The sequence below is a fragment of the Geosporobacter ferrireducens genome, assembly GCF_001750685.1.
Lineage (GTDB): Bacteria > Bacillota > Clostridia > Peptostreptococcales > Thermotaleaceae > Geosporobacter > Geosporobacter ferrireducens.
Map to the genome: position 1 here is coordinate 2,805,937 of NZ_CP017269.1, position 16,105 is coordinate 2,822,041.

Annotated in this window: 17 protein-coding genes; 3 read left to right on the forward strand and 14 right to left on the reverse strand. The window is 37.2% G+C overall.

All coding sequences use genetic code 11. The features are described 5' to 3' along the window. Window positions 1–68 precede the first annotated feature (68 nt). Genes Gferi_RS13145 through Gferi_RS13155 form a run of 3 tightly spaced genes read right to left on the reverse strand, consistent with a single transcriptional unit; the run spans window position 69 to window position 1,849 of the window. Entirely contained in the window at window positions 69–710 is a 642-nt protein-coding gene (locus Gferi_RS13145; RefSeq protein WP_069977173.1) for a cyclase family protein, read from the reverse strand. Between the two features lie 2 nt (window positions 711–712). Next, on the reverse strand, window positions 713–1,279 hold the full coding sequence (locus Gferi_RS13150) for a uracil-DNA glycosylase (protein ID WP_069977175.1): 567 nt from the start codon (window positions 1,277–1,279) through the stop codon (window positions 713–715). Between the two features lie 12 nt (window positions 1,280–1,291). Then, window positions 1,292–1,849 (reverse strand): uracil-DNA glycosylase, encoded by a 558-nt coding sequence (locus tag Gferi_RS13155; RefSeq protein ID WP_069977177.1) that lies wholly within the window; start codon window positions 1,847–1,849, stop codon window positions 1,292–1,294. Between the two features lie 104 nt (window positions 1,850–1,953). Between Gferi_RS13155 and Gferi_RS13160 the strand changes: the two genes are divergently transcribed. After that, complete coding sequence (locus Gferi_RS13160; RefSeq protein ID WP_236932729.1) at window positions 1,954–3,027, forward strand: tetraprenyl-beta-curcumene synthase family protein; 1,074 nt, start codon at window positions 1,954–1,956, stop codon at window positions 3,025–3,027. 1 nt (window position 3,028) lies between these two features. On the opposite strand, the gene Gferi_RS13165 is transcribed toward Gferi_RS13160, so the two are convergent. The 6 genes from Gferi_RS13165 to Gferi_RS13190 form a co-directional block, all read right to left on the reverse strand. After that, the gene (locus Gferi_RS13165; protein ID WP_083273543.1) at window positions 3,029–4,030 is read right to left on the reverse strand and encodes a polyprenyl synthetase family protein; all 1,002 of its coding nucleotides are present in this window, start codon (window positions 4,028–4,030) and stop codon (window positions 3,029–3,031) included. 106 nt (window positions 4,031–4,136) lie between these two features. Then, on the reverse strand, window positions 4,137–4,847 hold the full coding sequence (locus Gferi_RS13170; RefSeq protein WP_069977184.1) for an ABC transporter ATP-binding protein: 711 nt from the start codon (window positions 4,845–4,847) through the stop codon (window positions 4,137–4,139). Next, window positions 4,848–5,648, reverse strand: a complete 801-nt coding sequence (locus Gferi_RS13175; RefSeq protein ID WP_069977186.1) for an ABC transporter ATP-binding protein — start codon at window positions 5,646–5,648, stop codon at window positions 4,848–4,850. It lies immediately after the preceding gene. After that, the gene (locus tag Gferi_RS13180) at window positions 5,645–6,700 is read right to left on the reverse strand and encodes a branched-chain amino acid ABC transporter permease (RefSeq protein ID WP_069977189.1); all 1,056 of its coding nucleotides are present in this window, start codon (window positions 6,698–6,700) and stop codon (window positions 5,645–5,647) included. The genes Gferi_RS13175 and Gferi_RS13180 overlap by 4 nt, the downstream gene beginning before the upstream one ends. Before the next feature lie 3 nt (window positions 6,701–6,703). Continuing rightward, complete coding sequence (locus Gferi_RS13185) at window positions 6,704–7,606, reverse strand: branched-chain amino acid ABC transporter permease (RefSeq protein ID WP_330389683.1); 903 nt, start codon at window positions 7,604–7,606, stop codon at window positions 6,704–6,706. Window positions 7,607–7,704: 98 nt separating this feature from the next. Further along, window positions 7,705–8,886: an ABC transporter substrate-binding protein gene (locus Gferi_RS13190; protein ID WP_069977191.1), complete on the reverse strand. Its 1,182-nt coding sequence runs from the start codon at window positions 8,884–8,886 to the stop codon at window positions 7,705–7,707. A 301-nt stretch (window positions 8,887–9,187) separates the two neighbouring features. Here Gferi_RS13190 and trpS point away from each other — a divergent pair, with 301 nt between their 5' ends. Both trpS and Gferi_RS13200 read left to right on the forward strand, forming a co-directional pair. After that, window positions 9,188–10,171 carry a tryptophan--tRNA ligase gene (gene trpS / locus Gferi_RS13195; RefSeq protein WP_069977193.1) on the forward strand — a complete coding sequence of 328 codons (984 nt, stop codon included), beginning with the start codon at window positions 9,188–9,190 and terminating at the stop codon, window positions 10,169–10,171. Window positions 10,172–10,350: 179 nt separating this feature from the next. Further along, window positions 10,351–10,578: a hypothetical protein gene (locus Gferi_RS13200; protein ID WP_069977195.1), complete on the forward strand. Its 228-nt coding sequence runs from the start codon at window positions 10,351–10,353 to the stop codon at window positions 10,576–10,578. A gap of 53 nt (window positions 10,579–10,631) precedes the next feature. On the opposite strand, the gene Gferi_RS13205 is transcribed toward Gferi_RS13200, so the two are convergent. From Gferi_RS13205 to gyrA, 5 genes are all read right to left on the reverse strand, one after another. Next, window positions 10,632–11,480 (reverse strand): 4Fe-4S binding protein, encoded by an 849-nt coding sequence (locus Gferi_RS13205; protein WP_069977197.1) that lies wholly within the window; start codon window positions 11,478–11,480, stop codon window positions 10,632–10,634. A 203-nt stretch (window positions 11,481–11,683) separates the two neighbouring features. Next, a complete protein-coding gene (locus tag Gferi_RS13210) occupies window positions 11,684–12,481 on the reverse strand; it encodes a SigB/SigF/SigG family RNA polymerase sigma factor (RefSeq protein ID WP_083273544.1) in 798 nt (265 codons plus the stop codon). Next, entirely contained in the window at window positions 12,481–12,933 is a 453-nt protein-coding gene (locus Gferi_RS13215) for an ATP-binding protein (RefSeq protein ID WP_069977199.1), read from the reverse strand. Before Gferi_RS13215 ends, Gferi_RS13210 begins: the two co-directional genes overlap by 1 nt. A gap of 11 nt (window positions 12,934–12,944) precedes the next feature. Next, entirely contained in the window at window positions 12,945–13,262 is a 318-nt protein-coding gene (locus tag Gferi_RS13220; RefSeq protein ID WP_069977201.1) for an STAS domain-containing protein, read from the reverse strand. A 394-nt stretch (window positions 13,263–13,656) separates the two neighbouring features. Further along, window positions 13,657–16,098 carry a DNA gyrase subunit A gene (gyrA, locus tag Gferi_RS13230; protein WP_069977204.1) on the reverse strand — a complete coding sequence of 814 codons (2,442 nt, stop codon included), beginning with the start codon at window positions 16,096–16,098 and terminating at the stop codon, window positions 13,657–13,659. Between the last annotated feature and the right edge of the window lie 7 nt (window positions 16,099–16,105).

Below are 16,105 nucleotides of genomic sequence, written 5' to 3' on the forward strand. Positions count from 1 at the left end.
AATGAATTTGGGAATGATTTAAACTTATTAGACGAAAAAAGAGAGCCGAAAGCTCTCTTCATATTTCTCTATATATTCTTTATCGCAACCGCTCTCACCGGTGATCCATCTGCATCCCCTGTCTTTAATGGTAAAACACTTAAAGTGAAAGTTTCTTCTCCTACTTCATCCAAATTCGTTAGATTTTCAATTACTAATATATTTTCTTCCATTAGCTTCTTATGAACGGCAAAAGTAACAGAATCCATATCATCAATCGATATGGCATCTATTCCTATTCCCTTTAATTTAAACTTCGTCAGCCATAGAGCAGCTTCATCACTTAGCGCAGGAAACTCCTTGTAATAAGCCTCACTTCCCCAGTACTGAGACCAACCGGTCTTGAGGATCAGAAACTCAACTTCTTTGATCTTCTCTTCATATACTTTTAAAGTGCTTACATTAATTATTTTTTCGCTGATGTTGGAAAAATCGAGAATAATACATTTTCCAATAAACTGTTCTATAGGAAAACTATCTAAAGTGGTACCCTGAGGTATCATATGTGCAGGGGCATCCATATGAGTTCCCGTATGGGAATACATCGTAATTTTTACTTCTGCGAAACCATCCTTTTCTATGGTATTCGCTTTTTGTATGATTGGTTTTTCTGTTCCTGGAAATACTGGCATTTCTGAATCAATCCTATGGGTTAAATCAATGATCTTCATATTCAAATCCCCTTTAAAAATTCTTTTAGTTTTTCTAAATCTTCTCGATAAACCTTTTTTAGTTCCTGTCTGTAAATAATCGAGGCAGGATGATATAGCGGAAAAACATAATAATTCTCTAATTGGACCGGTATGCCATGCTTCTCCCCAATGGCTGCTTTAGCGTTCTTCAATACTGTCTTAAGCGGTACATTGCCTAATGTTACCACAACTTTGGGTTGAATGACCTGGATTTCTTCCAATAAGTAATTTTTATAATATTCAACCTCTTCTTTACTGGGCGGACGGTTTGATTTTCTTCCTGTTTTTTCATTAACCTTATATGGTCTAATCTTTACTACATTAGTAATATAAATAGCATCTCGCTCTAATTCTAAAACTTTTAGAAATTCATCCAAATTCTTTCCTGCCTGTCCTACAAAGGGTTTTCCTTGTTCTACTTCTTTTGCCCCTGGAGCTTCTCCTACTAATACAATCTGTGCATCTATACTTCCTTCCCCAAAGACAATTGTTTCACTGCTCGCCTCAATACACTGTTTTTTTAATTGCTCTAACTTCTCCTGTTTCACAAAATACAACTCCTATCTCAATATTTCATCATATTTTCTTTTTAATTCTTTAAAATCTTCCCAAAAGGGCCTTTTTTTCATTTCGTCTCTAAGTACTGCCGAAGGATGAAAAGTAGCGATCAGCCAAATGCCTTTTTTTTCAATCCACTGCCCTCTTTGCTTCGTAATCTTAAAATTTTGATCAATGATATTTGTAGCTGCAATAGCGCCTAAACATAGGATTATTTTAGGCTGTATCAATTTTACCTGCCATCGGAGATAGGGAATGCAGCTTTCCATCTCTTCTTTAAGTGGGTTTCGGTTGCCAGGGGGTCTACATTTAACAATATTAGCAATGTATACCTTCTCTCTATTCATACCGATTCCTTCAATAGCCTTTGTCAACAGCTGACCTGCAGGTCCTACAAAGGGATCTCCCTGCTGATCTTCTTGCTGCCCTGGTCCCTCTCCCACCAATAGTATATCCGCACTGGGATTTCCTACCCCAAAAACAGTTTTATTTCTACCCTGATGTAGAGCGCATTTCCTGCATTGGCTCACAATCTGCTGTAATATTTCTAAGGTATACATCCGCTTCCACCCCCACCTTTATAATCTATATATTTTCCAAAAAAGAATGATTTCCTGCCCGCCTGTCAACAATAGGATATATATTTTATTTTGAGGTGATTTATTTGTATTCAAAAACCTTTCGTCATCATATGGACCAATCAAAAATAATCTATACTTTTGTGAAGGATGTATTCCCCGTCGTAAAAAAAGAACTCCACTTCTGGCAGCAGAAGGCTGCAGAAGCTTCCAGCAATATCCTCTCAGAACAGGCATCAGCCAGCATCGGAAAAAAATCCTTTCATGCCCAAGGTGGCAGTATTTATAGTCTTTATGGTTCATCTATGGATGAAAATTTAATAAAATTTATTGTAGCATTACAGACGATTAGTGATTACCTGGATAATTTATGTGACCGCGTAGGGGTAGAGGATGTTAATGCTTTTCTACAGCTTCATTGTGCTATTACTGATGCATTGCATAGGGAGGAAGATTACAAAGATTATTATGCTTTTTATCCCTATGAAGAAGATGGAGGTTACCTGCAGCGCCTCGTATCAACCTGTAAAGAATATATCCGTACTTTACCTTCCTATCCACTGGTCCAGGAGGAAGTTCTCTATTTAGGAGGCCTTTATAGTGAGATGCAGGCTTATAAGCACACTTCTTTATCCGTTAGGGAAAAACACATGCAGCTTTGGTCAAAGCCCCATCTTATAAAATATCCGGAGCTTTCTACTTGGGAATTCTCTGCTGCAGCGGGATCTACATTAGGAATTTTTATGCTTTGTACTCTAGCTCGAAACCCGGACTTGACAAAAAATAAAGTAACCCAGGTAATGGACGCTTATTTTCCCTGGGTTTGTGGACTTCATATTCTGTTAGACTATTTTATCGATCTACAGGAAGATTCTTCTACCGGTGATTTAAATTTTGTTTCTTATTATGAGAATTTCCATCATAAACGTCAGCGTCTTCTTTGGTTTTTACATCAATCCATGGATAAAATATCTACATTAGATTACCCACTTTTCCATTTAACAGTAATCGAGGGACTCTTATCTATGTATCTGTCTGACCCAAAAACTTCTCTCCCTGAGGAAAGTTTGCTTTCAAAGCAACTGCTTCGTGCTGCACCCCCTTCAGCTACTATGTACTATTATATCTGTAAAATACTTAGAAGAAATAATATTATATAGTCTAGTTTTTCCTTCGGATAATTTTATCTGCTAAGTTCAACAGCATATTTTTGTTGGGAGAATCTTTGATTTCTCCCAATGCTGCTTTAGCCTTTTCAACACAGACAACTGCTTCCTGATAAGATTCCTCTAAGGCATAGCTGTCCTTCATAAGTCTCAAAATTTCAAGGTATTGGCTTTTACCTACATTTCCTTGTTCAAAAATGCCCTGAATCCATTGCTTATATTCCGCTTGTGCAATTAATTTCAAAACCGGCAGTGTTATATTTCCTTCTCTAAGGTCACATCCTACAGGTTTTCCCATAATCTTTTCATTTCCCGTAAAATCTAAAAGGTCATCGATAATTTGAAAAGCGTATCCAATATTTTTCCCATACTCTCGAAATGCTTCCACTTCATGATCCTCTGCTCCGCCAACAATAGCACCAGCTTGACAGCAGGCAGCAATTAAAATACCTGTTTTCTTGTAGATTCTGCTATAATAGTCCTCCATCGTCTGATTAAGATTAAACTTATTATCTGCTTGTACAATTTCTCCATCACACATTTCTCCAATAGCTTCTACCACTAAGTTCATGCTAGAGAGTAACTTGTTTGCAGATAGAATCTCAAAGGCTTTTGCAAATAAATAATCCCCTACTAATACGGAGGCATGGTTGCCAATTTGTACATTCAGGGTAGGTTTATTTCTTCTGGTTTTGGACAGATCGATTACATCATCATGTACCAGAGAAGCCATATGAATGAGTTCGCAAGCTACAGCAGTATAGACAGTTTCCTGATTCAAAGATCCAAAGCATTGGGCAGAACTTAACACAAGCAAGGGTCTCACCCTTTTTCCTCCTGCTTCTATAAGATCTGTACATATTTTATTCGTAAAATGATGGCTATCGGAGACTGCCTGGTGCAGCATCTGCTCCACAGCTTCCATTCCCGGAATAGGATCAGCCTGAAATATATCCTTATTTTGACGCAGCGTATCTTTTTTTATTAAATTGTTCAAATTACTCTTCCTTTCTTTACAAACCTTATTTACTATTATGGTCTGTAAGAAAGAATTTAAAACGAAAAACTAAAAAAAGTCCGACGTTTGTCGGACTTCAGACTTTTTATTTTGCTTCACCCAAGTAGGCTTTCTTTACTTCTTCATTGGTGAGCAGGTCTCTTCCATTCCCCTCCAATACAATAGATCCTGTTTCCAATACATATCCATAGTCAGCAATCTCTAGAGATGCTTTGGCATTCTGCTCAATTAACAGAATCGTTACACCTTGCAGATGAATTTCCTTAATGATACTGAAAATCTCCTTTACCAAAAGCGGTGCCAAACCAAGAGAGGGTTCATCCATCATCAATAGTTTTGGCTTCGACATTAACCCGCGCCCTACAGCCAGCATCTGCTGTTCTCCTCCAGACATGGTTCCAGCTTTCTGCCAGGATCTTTCCTTTAATCTTGGGAATAATTCATAAACCCGTTCCATATCCTTGGTAATTCCAGCTTTATCTTTACGACTGTATGCACCTAGGATAAGATTTTCCTCTACTGTCAGGTTAGGGAAAATTCTTCTGCCTTCTGGTACCAAAACAATTCCCTTTTCTACAATATCCTTTGTTTTGTACTTCAATAAACTTTCATTTTGATACTGGATACTTCCTTCACTACTTTTTGTCAGACCCATAATACTGCGCAGAGTGGTGCTTTTTCCTGCACCGTTGGCACCAATCAAAGTTACAATCTTATTTTCAGGAATATCAATATTGATCCCTCTTAGGGCATGGATTCCCCCATAATGTACATTCAGGTTTTTAATCTCCAACATCTAATCCACCCCCAAATATGCTTCAACAACTTTTTCGTTATTTTGTATTTCACTGGGGGTTCCTTTGGCAATGGTTACCCCATGATCCAGTACAAAAATTCGCTCGCAAATTCCCATAACCACTTGCATGTGATGTTCTATCATAAAAATCGTCAGCTTAAAGCGATCTCTGATTTCTCCGACAAATTCCATTAGTTCTAAAGACTCCTTCGGATTCATCCCTGCTGCCGGCTCATCTAAAAGGAGTACTTTCGGACTTGTGGCCAATGCCCTTGCAATTTCCAATCTTCTCTGTTTTCCATAAGGAAGAGAAGATGATTTTTCATGTACCAAATCCTTTAAACCAACTTCTTCTAATAGATGTATTGATTTTTCAACCATTGCTTTTTCTTCTTTTGTATAGTTTGGCAGTCTTAGTATGGAAGAAATTACGTCAGATTTAATCCGAAGATGATTTGCAATGATTACATTATCCAACACCGATAATTCCTTAAACAATCTAATATTTTGAAAGGTTCTGGCTACTCCCAGTTTTGTAATCTGATCTGGCCGATACTGGGTAATATTTATTTCATGACTGCTTTGATTACCCTGTTCATCCTTTTTTCCCTCGGTAAAATAAATCTGTCCCTCTGTAGGTGTATATACACCGGTAATCATATTGAATGCTGTGGTCTTTCCAGCCCCATTAGGACCTATTAACCCTACAATTTCACCCTCTTGCAGCATCATCTGAAAATTAGATACAGCAACCAGTCCTCCAAATTTCATTGTAATATTATCAGCCCTTAATATACTCATTGTTTCACTTCCTTCTTTCCTGTCTTTTTAAGGAATCTTTTTTCTAAAACCCAATCCCAGGTGAATTCATTACTTCCCATTAACCCATTTTGATAGAACAAAATAACGATCATTAGAAGGAGTGAAAAAACAACCATACGCATTCCCGGTATTCCCTCAATTCTTATAAATCCGAGATTGATCGCTTCATCTAAAACTCTTAGATATTCCATAGCTACTGTAACTACTACGGCAGAGATTACCGTACCGGTAATACTTCCAATACCGCCTAAAACCACAATCAGCAGTATATTAAAGGTTAGTGTGAAACGAAACATATTCGGGTCAATGGTTCCTAATAGATTGCCTAATAGCGCTCCACCAATTCCTGCTAGAAATGCGCCCATGGTAAAGGACATCACCTTGTGTTTAAAAAGGCTGATTCCCATGGCCTCTGCAGCAATTTCATCTTCCCGAATCGCCTTGAAGGCCTTTCCATAACTTCCCTTTACCAAGAACACCATAAATAGGATTGTAAAAAATGCGATTCCCCAGGTCCACCAAATATTCGTATGGTTTGGTAACCCCTTAAGACCTAGCGCACCATTGGTCAAACTTTGCGTATTGGTAAAAACTACCCGGATAATTTCCCCAAAACCGAGAGTAGCAATGGCCAGATAATCATCTCTAAGCTTTAAAGCCGGCGCGCCGATCAAGAATCCTACCAGTGCAGTCACAAGTCCTGCCATAATCAATGCTGGTAAAAAAGGCCATTCCACATCTGCTAGAAAAGGAACAATTGGCTTCATAAAGTAATTCATTTGCTTCATTGCCGGAGACATAGTCAAAAGTCCTGCAGTATAGGCACCTACAGCCATAAAACCCACATGTCCGAGAGAAAAAAGACCGGTAAAACCATTGATAAGGTTCAAGCTTAATCCTAAGATCACATAAATACCACATAGATTTACAATTCTCATCTTATAGGAATCGAAGGTTTGATCAAAGATGAATAGTAAACCTATCAAAGTTATGATTGAAACAATATTTAAAATTCTTTTCGTATTTTTCATCTTTTACACCTTCTCTGTTAATTTTTGTCCCATCAATCCTGTGGGCTTTACCAAAAGGATTAGAATTAGAAGAATAAATGCAAAGGCATCCCTATATCCTGTCAGTGCAGGCAGCATCGCTACAATCATGATTTCACCCAATCCCAAGATAAAACCACCTAAAACAGCTCCTTTAATATCACCGATACCACCGATAACCGCAGCAATGAAGCACTTCAATCCCGGCATTACACCCATTAAAGGTACCAGCTGTGGAAACTTTAATCCCCACATGATTCCACCAACAGCAGCCAGTAGAGAACCAATTCCAAAAGTAAGGGATATAATTTTGTCTACATCGATGGCCATTAATCTAGCAGCCTCATAATCTTTGGATACAGCCCGCATAGCCATTCCTGTTTTTGTATGATGGATAAAATACACCAATCCCATTAAAAGGGCCAAGGTAATAACAGGAATGTAAAAGGTAAGGCTCACAATGGAAACACCACCGATATGAATGATTTTGTTAAACATAGGCGGTATCGGAAAAGCTTTAGGCCTTCCACCAAAGATTACAATGGCAAGATTTTCAATAAGAAATGATACGCCGATGGCTGAAATCAGAACAGATATTTTCGGAGAATTTCTTAAAGGCCTATAAGCAGCCCTTTCTATCATCATTCCAAAAAAACATGTAAATATAATTGCAACAATAAAAGAAAGCCACCATGGCAAAGCCAATAGTGTAACACCGTAGAAAGCTACATAAGTACCAATCATGAAAATATCCCCATGGGCAAAGTTAATTAATCTCAGAATTCCATAAACCATTGTGTAGCCTATGGCGATCAGTGCGTATAAACTGCCTAAGGATATGCCATTTGTTAAGTGTTGCATAAAAACTTGAAACTCCATAGATGCCATCCTTATATCCCCCATATCTAATAGATTTATTTTACTACATTGTTTTCCTTTAACAATGTAGACTTCCAAATCCATGGAAGTCTACCATTGTTCATGTCTCATTCTGCTTCAACAAAAGTTACATAACTTAATTTTTTATTCTCTACCTTCATAATTACTGCACTTTTTTGTGCATCTCCATTATTATCTAAAGTAATTTTACCTGTTGCTCCCTCAAAATTTTCTGTATCTGATAAAGCTGTGCGAATTTTTTCCGGATCTTCAACACCAGCTCTTTTAATTGCATCCAACAATACCAGATAGGCGTCAAAACCCAGGGCTCCGAAAGCATTGACCTCTTGTTGATGCTTTTTCTCATATTCTTTTAAAAATAATTGAGTGAGATTAGTTACTTGAGCTTCTTTAGAAAAATGGCTGCTAAATATAACACCTTCTACAGCGTCTCCACCAATCTCTCTAAAATCTGGAGTCTCCCAGGTATCCCCTCCGCAAAAGGGTATTTGTATTCCCATTTCTCGTGCCTGTTTGATGAGCAGTGCAGATTCCATATGGTTTCCCGGTGCAAAAATCACATCTGCACTACTTTGCTTAATTTCCCTTAATATAGCAGAAAAATCCTTCTGACCAGAGTGATAGCTGTACACGCCTTGAATGCTGTCTGGATCTCCTGTACTTTCTTGAAAAGCCTCCATAAAATAACGGCTAAGACCTAATGAATACTCCTGAACCTCATCTTGTATGATGGCAGCTCGTTGGACGCCCAAATCTCTTACTGCGTAATTCGCTATTACTGTTCCTTGAAAAGGATCTGCAAAGCAAACTCTAAAGTAGTAATCGTTATTCATAGTAACTATCGGATTTGTTGGAGAGCATCCTATGGTTGGAATTTTTTCTTTTTTTATAATCTCTCCTGCAGCTATTGATAGTGAACTCCCATAGCTCCCAATAATCGCTTTTACTTTTTCTTCTCGAATTAATTTGGTTACAGCATTTGCTGCCTCTGTTCGATCACTTTGATTATCTATAACTACCAATTCAATTTTCTTTCCTAATACTTCAGGGAAAAGCTGGTTTGCCAGTTGTATTCCCTCTAGAGTGATCTTTCCTCCAGCAGCTGCAGCTCCAGTTAAAGGCTGGAAAACACCTAGTCGGATGGTCTCCTCCTCTTGTATGCGGTCCTCTATTCTCTCATTTGATCTTATTACCTGTACGGAGCCGATACATCCCATACAGATAACCCCTGCCAATATCAAACTCAATATGATTCCCATATATCTCATGGATATAACACTTCCTCCTTGTGCGCCTCCTGCTACAGGCAGGCATTGTAAGCCAATTCCTCCTTTAATATTTTTGTAACCGCTACTATACGGTAAAAACTATGTATATTAACTATATTTTAAGTTTTTGTAACATATTTGTCAATAACTATTCCTCCACATATTTTACTGATATGCTGTAAATTACTGACTTGGAAGGAATCGGTCTTTTGAAAGGCAGTTACTTTTTCCTGTCTTGTTTTTTATTGGATTTGGTTATATTATAATTTAAAGCCTATTATTTAGACGGAGGTGTTCAAAGATGAAAAGAGTATTTTCAGGGGTTCAACCCACAGGAAATATACATATAGGCAATTACATCGGTGCAATTAAACAATTTGTAGAGCTGCAAGAAACCATGGACTGCTTTTTCTGTGTTGTAGATTTGCATTCTATTACACTGCCACAAAATCCAGAAGAACTCTATAAACATACATTAGATGTTGCAGCGCTTTATATGGCTGTAGGCATTGACCCTAAGAAAGCCACTATATTTATACAGTCTCATGTACCTGCACATACAGAACTGAGCTGGCTGCTGCTCTGCAATAGTTATATGGGTGAATTAAGCCGTATGACTCAGTTTAAAGATAAAAGTTCCGGGAAAGATGCTGTTCCTACAGGGCTATTTGCATATCCAGCATTGATGGCTGCAGATATATTGCTTTATGATACCCATATCGTTCCGGTTGGCAGTGATCAAAAACAGCACTTGGAATTGACCAGAGATATCGCCATCCGATTTAATAATCGATTTGGTGAAACCTTTGTTGTCCCTGATGTAAAGATTAAAGAAGTTGGGGCAAAAATTATGGCTTTAGATGAGCCAACAAAAAAGATGAGCAAAAGCGCAGAAAATCCGCTCAGTCGCATTTCTTTACTGGATACCCCTGCACAAATTAAAAAATCCATTATGAAATCTACCACTGATTCTGATAATGAAATCCGCTATGATGTAGAAAATAAACCAGGGATTAGCAATCTTTTGACCATCTATAGTCTTTTCTCCGGTTTGACGATTCCTGAGATTGAAAACAAATATAAAGATTCAGGCTATGGCACACTAAAAAAGGATTTAGTAGAGGTTGTAACCGGCTCTCTTTCAGAAATTCAGGACAAGTTCTATAAAATCCGTGAGTCTGAGGAGTTAAAAATTATACTTCAGGAAGGTGCTGCAAAGGCTAATACGATTGCAAACGAGACACTGGCAAGAGCAAAAAAGAAACTGGGCTTTGTAATGCTTTAAATAATCTGATAAAGATAAAGAACAGGACTGGAAATCCAGTCCTGTTCTTTATCTTTATTCTTTTTAATTTAATAAATATTTATTTTGTAACGAAAACAGGACAAAAAACATAACCTAATAGTAAACATAAGAAAAAAATATGATTCTTTGATAACACTTTATTAAAAGGAGGTTATACTATGGCAGACGCTACAAAAAAACCAGGCAGTTGGTTTGGTGCAGGTAACGAAAGCCTATTATTCTTCTTCCTATTGCTAGTAATCCTGTTTGGAGGAGGCTTTGGCGGTTGTGGTAAAGGCATCGGCGGATTTTTAGGCGGATTCGGTGACAACCCAAGTCTATTATTCTTCTTCCTATTGCTAGTAGTTCTATTTGGCGGAGGCTTTGGAGGGTTTTTCGGGTATTAGATCATTCTTTTCAATATAGGAACGAAGGCAAAGCTTTCGTTCCTATACATATTTCATTTCATCAAATCATTTTCAACCTTTTCCCAGGTAATTCTTTCGATCATATCGGATAGTCTTTCTCCTGATATTGCATTCTTCTGATAATAAATAATAATTCGGTCTACCATTTGATCCATTTCTTCTGTAGAAATAACTTTTTCCATTTTGTTTCCAACACGATAATCTCTTCCAAACTTTCCTCCTATAAAAACTGCCACCCCTTCTTTTTTAGTAGTAATTGCCTCTACAGGACATACTCTGGTACAGGCTCCACAGCTTTTACATTCTACTGGATTAAAATGTATCTTTCCATCTATTTTTGCTAAAGCCTTTACTTTACATACTGACAGACACACACCACACTGTTTGCACATTGATTCATTGAAAAAAACCTCTCTCTGACCCATAAATCCGATATCATTTAAAGAAGCTTTTGCACAATTATTCGGACAGCCCACAATGCCGATTTTAAACTTTGCCGGTGTAGGCCGTGCAAAGTGCTTTTCATGAAGCACACGGCAGTATTCTTGCGTATCAATGACGCCATGGGTACAAACGGTACCTTTACAACTTAAAATCGGCCTCACACGCTTACCAGTGCCCCCATAAGACAAGCCGCTTTTAATAATGGCCTCCTTCACCTGAGAAATATTTTCATAGGCAATCCATGGAATCTCAGCACTAAGCCGCACGGTCATTCCCACGTAGCCTCTTCCATATTTTTTTGAAATTTCTCCTATAGATATAAGCTCTTCTGCTGTAAAATTTCCGGCTTTGCTAAGAATTCGGACAGAAAAATATCCTTTTTGTTTTTGTGCGATGAATCCTTCTGCCTTTAGTCGCGCTACTTCTTCCTTTGTCATGATTAGGCCTCCCTCTATGAAGATTTCATCCTAAATTTTCGTAATTATTGTCAACCTTAGGTTATTATAGCATAGTGAGATACAATAAAAAATTATATTTTTAAATCAAAAAAATAAGAGCCTTCAAAATGCCTTGGCTCTAGACTTTATACTTTTTTTAGATATAAATAAAAAGGTCAAATCCTAATCTGCATTTAACCTTTTTATAAATCTTTGATTCTCACCAATTCTTTTCTAAATTTTTCAATGATCTTTTTCTCCATCCTGGAGATGGTCATCTGAGAAACACCTAATTCATCAGCCACCTGAATCTGCGTCCTATTCTTAAAAAATCGATCCTTAACGATTTTTATCTCTACTTCATTCAGCTTATCCATGCATTTGGTTATAAAATCTCGATTTTCAATCATATCAAAATGCCGGTCATCTTCTCCAATTAGATCCATCAGCTGTAGATCCTTATCCTCACCATTGGAATCATAGCTTAGATCTAAAGATTTTGGCGTATAGACCTGACTTGCTTCCATAGCCTCTAAAACTTGCTCTGCTGTGCATCCTAAATATTCTGCAATGTCCTCAATTTTTGGATTTTTTTGTAGTGTTTGATTTAAAACTACCCTTGCAGCATTTACTTTTTTTGATAATTCTTGAATTCTTCTTGGTACCCTAATTGACCAACCCTTATCCCGGAAGTGTTTTTTTATTTCTCCTATAATTGTCGGTGTTGCAAAGCTAGAAAATTCGAATCCCCTATTAAGATCAAAACGTTCAATGGCATAAATAAGACCCAAGGAAGCTACTTGGTAAATATCCTCATATTCAATCCCACGGTTGACATATTTTTTTGATAGGATCTCAGCAATATATAAATAACGATTTACCAATTCATTTCTAATTACCTTATCCTTGGTAGCTGCATATAGTTTAAATAATTCTTTTTCATTATACTCTTTTAGGGAATTTAAATCTCTGTTCATGGTAGCAGGTGCTACGTTCTTCATTAAATATCATCCCCTAAATATTTAGTCATTTTTATCGTTGTACCTTTGCCAATGTTTGATTCTACTTCTACTTCGTCCATAAGAGATTTAATAATGAAAATACCCAATCCTCCCTCCTTTGGACTTGTCAAATCCGGCTCTTCCACAGCTTCACAATAAAAACCGGTTCCCTGATCCTGCACTTCTATCACGATCTTTTGCTCATCCACCGCAAAAAGAATATTGAAATTTTCATTTTGGCTGCAATTGCTATGGGTAATCGCATTGGTACAGGCTTCTGCAACTGCCACCTTGATATCTTCAATTTCTTCAACATTAAAACCTATTCTGCTGGCAATGGCAGAAGTTGTTAAACGAACCACACTTACATACTCCGGTTTATTCGGTAAGGATATAGATAAGCTGTCACCCATTTGATCTTCCACCTTCTCTATTATTTTTATGTTGCTCATAATTCTTTCATTCACCCTTCTATAATAAATATTTTGTTAAGGCCTGTAATATTGAGGAGCTTGGAAATATTTTGCTTTGGTTTTGTAATAATAATATTTTTATTATCCTGTTTTAAACGCTTTAACGCTCCAATTAACACACCTAAACCCGTACTATCTATATAATCTAATTCTTCACAATTAATTTGAATATCGGTGTTTCGTTCATTAATTAAATTAATTAATGTTTCTTTTAGACAATTTGCTGTGTAAATATCTATTTCACCAGCTACCATTACAACCCATATATCTTTGTCAGACAAATATTGCGTATTTATTTTTAACGACACAAAAAACCCCCCCAACTTTCTTTTTTTGATTTTACCCAATTCATAATCGATTAAACATGTTTATGAAAAACCTTTTTATTACTAATTGTAAAAATAAAGAAAACTTTGTTTCTTTTACACTATTATTGTAAAAATAAAATTGATTCTCGTCAACCATGACAACCGCTTGTTGTTTATAAAAAAAATACGCAAAAGCTTCATGCTTTTGCGCAAATATCAAATAAGGGGGTTGTTTTAAGTCCAATGTATGCCAATGAAAGTATAGTAAGCCGACTCTACTCTCCGACATAAACAAAAGTGTTAGAATCACCTTCTGTTATTTTATATATTTCCCTTTTTTGATATATTAAACAAGTTTTAAATAATTTTTTTATTTATTTTTACTTAATAATTATTATTCATTTTCTTCTTCAAATTCTTGTGCTACCTTAGCAATGGAAACAATATTGGTATCTTGTCTTACCTTCATCAAGGTAACACCCTGTGTATTTCTTCCCATTCTTGAAATACCTTTTACCTCTAAACGGATAATTACACCATCGGTGCTGATCAACATCACTTCGTCCTGATCATTTACAACCTTTGCACCTACTACCATACCGGTTTTATCCTTTGTATTATAAGTGATTAGACCCTTTCCTCCCCTGGATTGAATACGGTATTCATCTAGAGAAGTTCTCTTTCCAAATCCGTATTCGCTGACAATCAGCAGATCACTGTCCTTTTCTACCAGTTCCATAGCAACGACATAATCCCCTTCGTCAAGGCTCATTCCTTTTACACCCATGGCAGAACGGCCCATATCTCTTACATCTTTTTCATTAAATCGAATGGCCATACCGTCTCTAGTAGCCATAATGATTTCTGTTTCACCATCTGTTAGTTTTACACTAATCAGTTCATCATCATCTCTTAGACTGATGGCCACGATACCCGACTTTCTAGAGGTATCAAACTGAGATAGCTCAGTTTTCTTGATTATTCCTGTCTTGGTAGCTAGAATCAGGAATTTATTATCCTCGAATTCTTTTATAGGAATGACTGCCGTAACCTTTTCATTCGGCTGCAGCTGCAGCAGGTTTACGATAGCTGTTCCTTTTGCTTGGCGCTTCGCCTCAGGAATTTCATATGCCTTTAAGCGATAAGCTCTTCCTAAATTTGTAAAGAATACGATGTAGTTATGGGTAGATGTAATGAAGAGGTGTTCTACAAAATCCTCTTCCCGGGTAGAATGACCCGCAACACCTCTTCCGCCTCTTCGTTGGCTCTTATAGGTATTGGAAGGAAGTCTTTTCACATATCCGAAGTGAGTTAAAGTGATCGCCACGTCCTCTTCATCAATTAAATCTTCCATATCAATTTCATCAGCCGCTGCAGCAATTATCGTTCTTCTATCATCATTATACTTATCTTTAATTTCCAACAATTCTTCTTTGATGATACTTAATAAAAGTCTCTCATTGGCCAGTATTTCTCTAAAATGATTGATCATCTTGATCAACTCTTCATATTCTTCTTCAATTTTTTCTCTTTCCAGTCCTGTCAACCGCTGCAGACGCATATCCAGAATCGCTTGAGACTGTTTCTCTGAAAGCTTAAATCTGCTCATCAATCCTTCTTTAGCTGTCTGCACATTTGGAGAACTTCTAATCAATTGAATTACTTCATCAATATTGTCTAGCGCTATCTTTAACCCCTCTAATATATGTGCACGATCTTCTGCCTTAGCTAAGTCATATTCTGTTCTTCTTCGAATTACATCTTTTTGATGACCTAGATAATGATAGATCATTTCATATAGATTCAATATTTTTGGCTGTCCGTCTACCAGAGCAATCATAATAATGCTAAAGGTATCTTGCAGCTGCGTATGCTTATAGAGCTTGTTTAGAACTACATTCGCATTGGCGTCTCTTTTGATTTCAATTACAATTCGCATACCAGTGCGATCACTTTCATCCCTTAAATCAGAAATTCCTTCTATTTTTTTATCTCTCACCAGCTCAGCAATCTTTTCAATTACTTTGGCTTTATTCACCTGATAAGGTATTTCATTGACGATAATTTGCGTTTTTCCTTTTGCAGTTTGCTCAATTTCTACTTTTGAACGAACGACTACTCGTCCCTGTCCAGTACGATAAGCTTCCTTAATGGATTCTTTCCCCATGATCGTGGCTCCTGTAGGAAAGTCTGGACCTTTTACAATTTTAATCAAATCTTCAACGGTAGCCTCTTCATCATCAATTAGCTTTACTGTAGCATCAATGACTTCTCCTAAATTATGCGGAGGAATAGATGTTGCCATTCCAACAGCAATTCCATTGGATCCATTCACCAACAGGTTTGGATATCTACTGGGAAGCACTACAGGTTCTTTTAATGTTTCATCAAAGTTTGGTGCATAATCCACGGTTTCTTTGCCGATATCTCTCAATAATTCCACTGCCAGTTTAGAAAGTCTTGCTTCTGTATAACGCATGGCTGCAGCACCATCTCCATCTACAGAACCAAAGTTTCCGTGACCATCAACAAGTAAATACCGAGTTGAAAAATCCTGGGCCATCCGAACCATTGCTTCATATACAGAACTGTCTCCGTGGGGATGATACTTACCGAGAACATCCCCAACGATACGTGCGGATTTTCTGTGCGGCTTTTCAGGACTTAATCCCAGTTCATTCATCGCATACAGGATTCTTCTATGAACTGGCTTTAAACCATCTCTTACATCTGGCAGCGCACGTCCTACGATTACACTCATAGCATAATCGATATAGGATTTTTTCATTTCTTCTTCAATATCTACTTGCATAATATTACCAATATGTTCTAACATCTTCCTG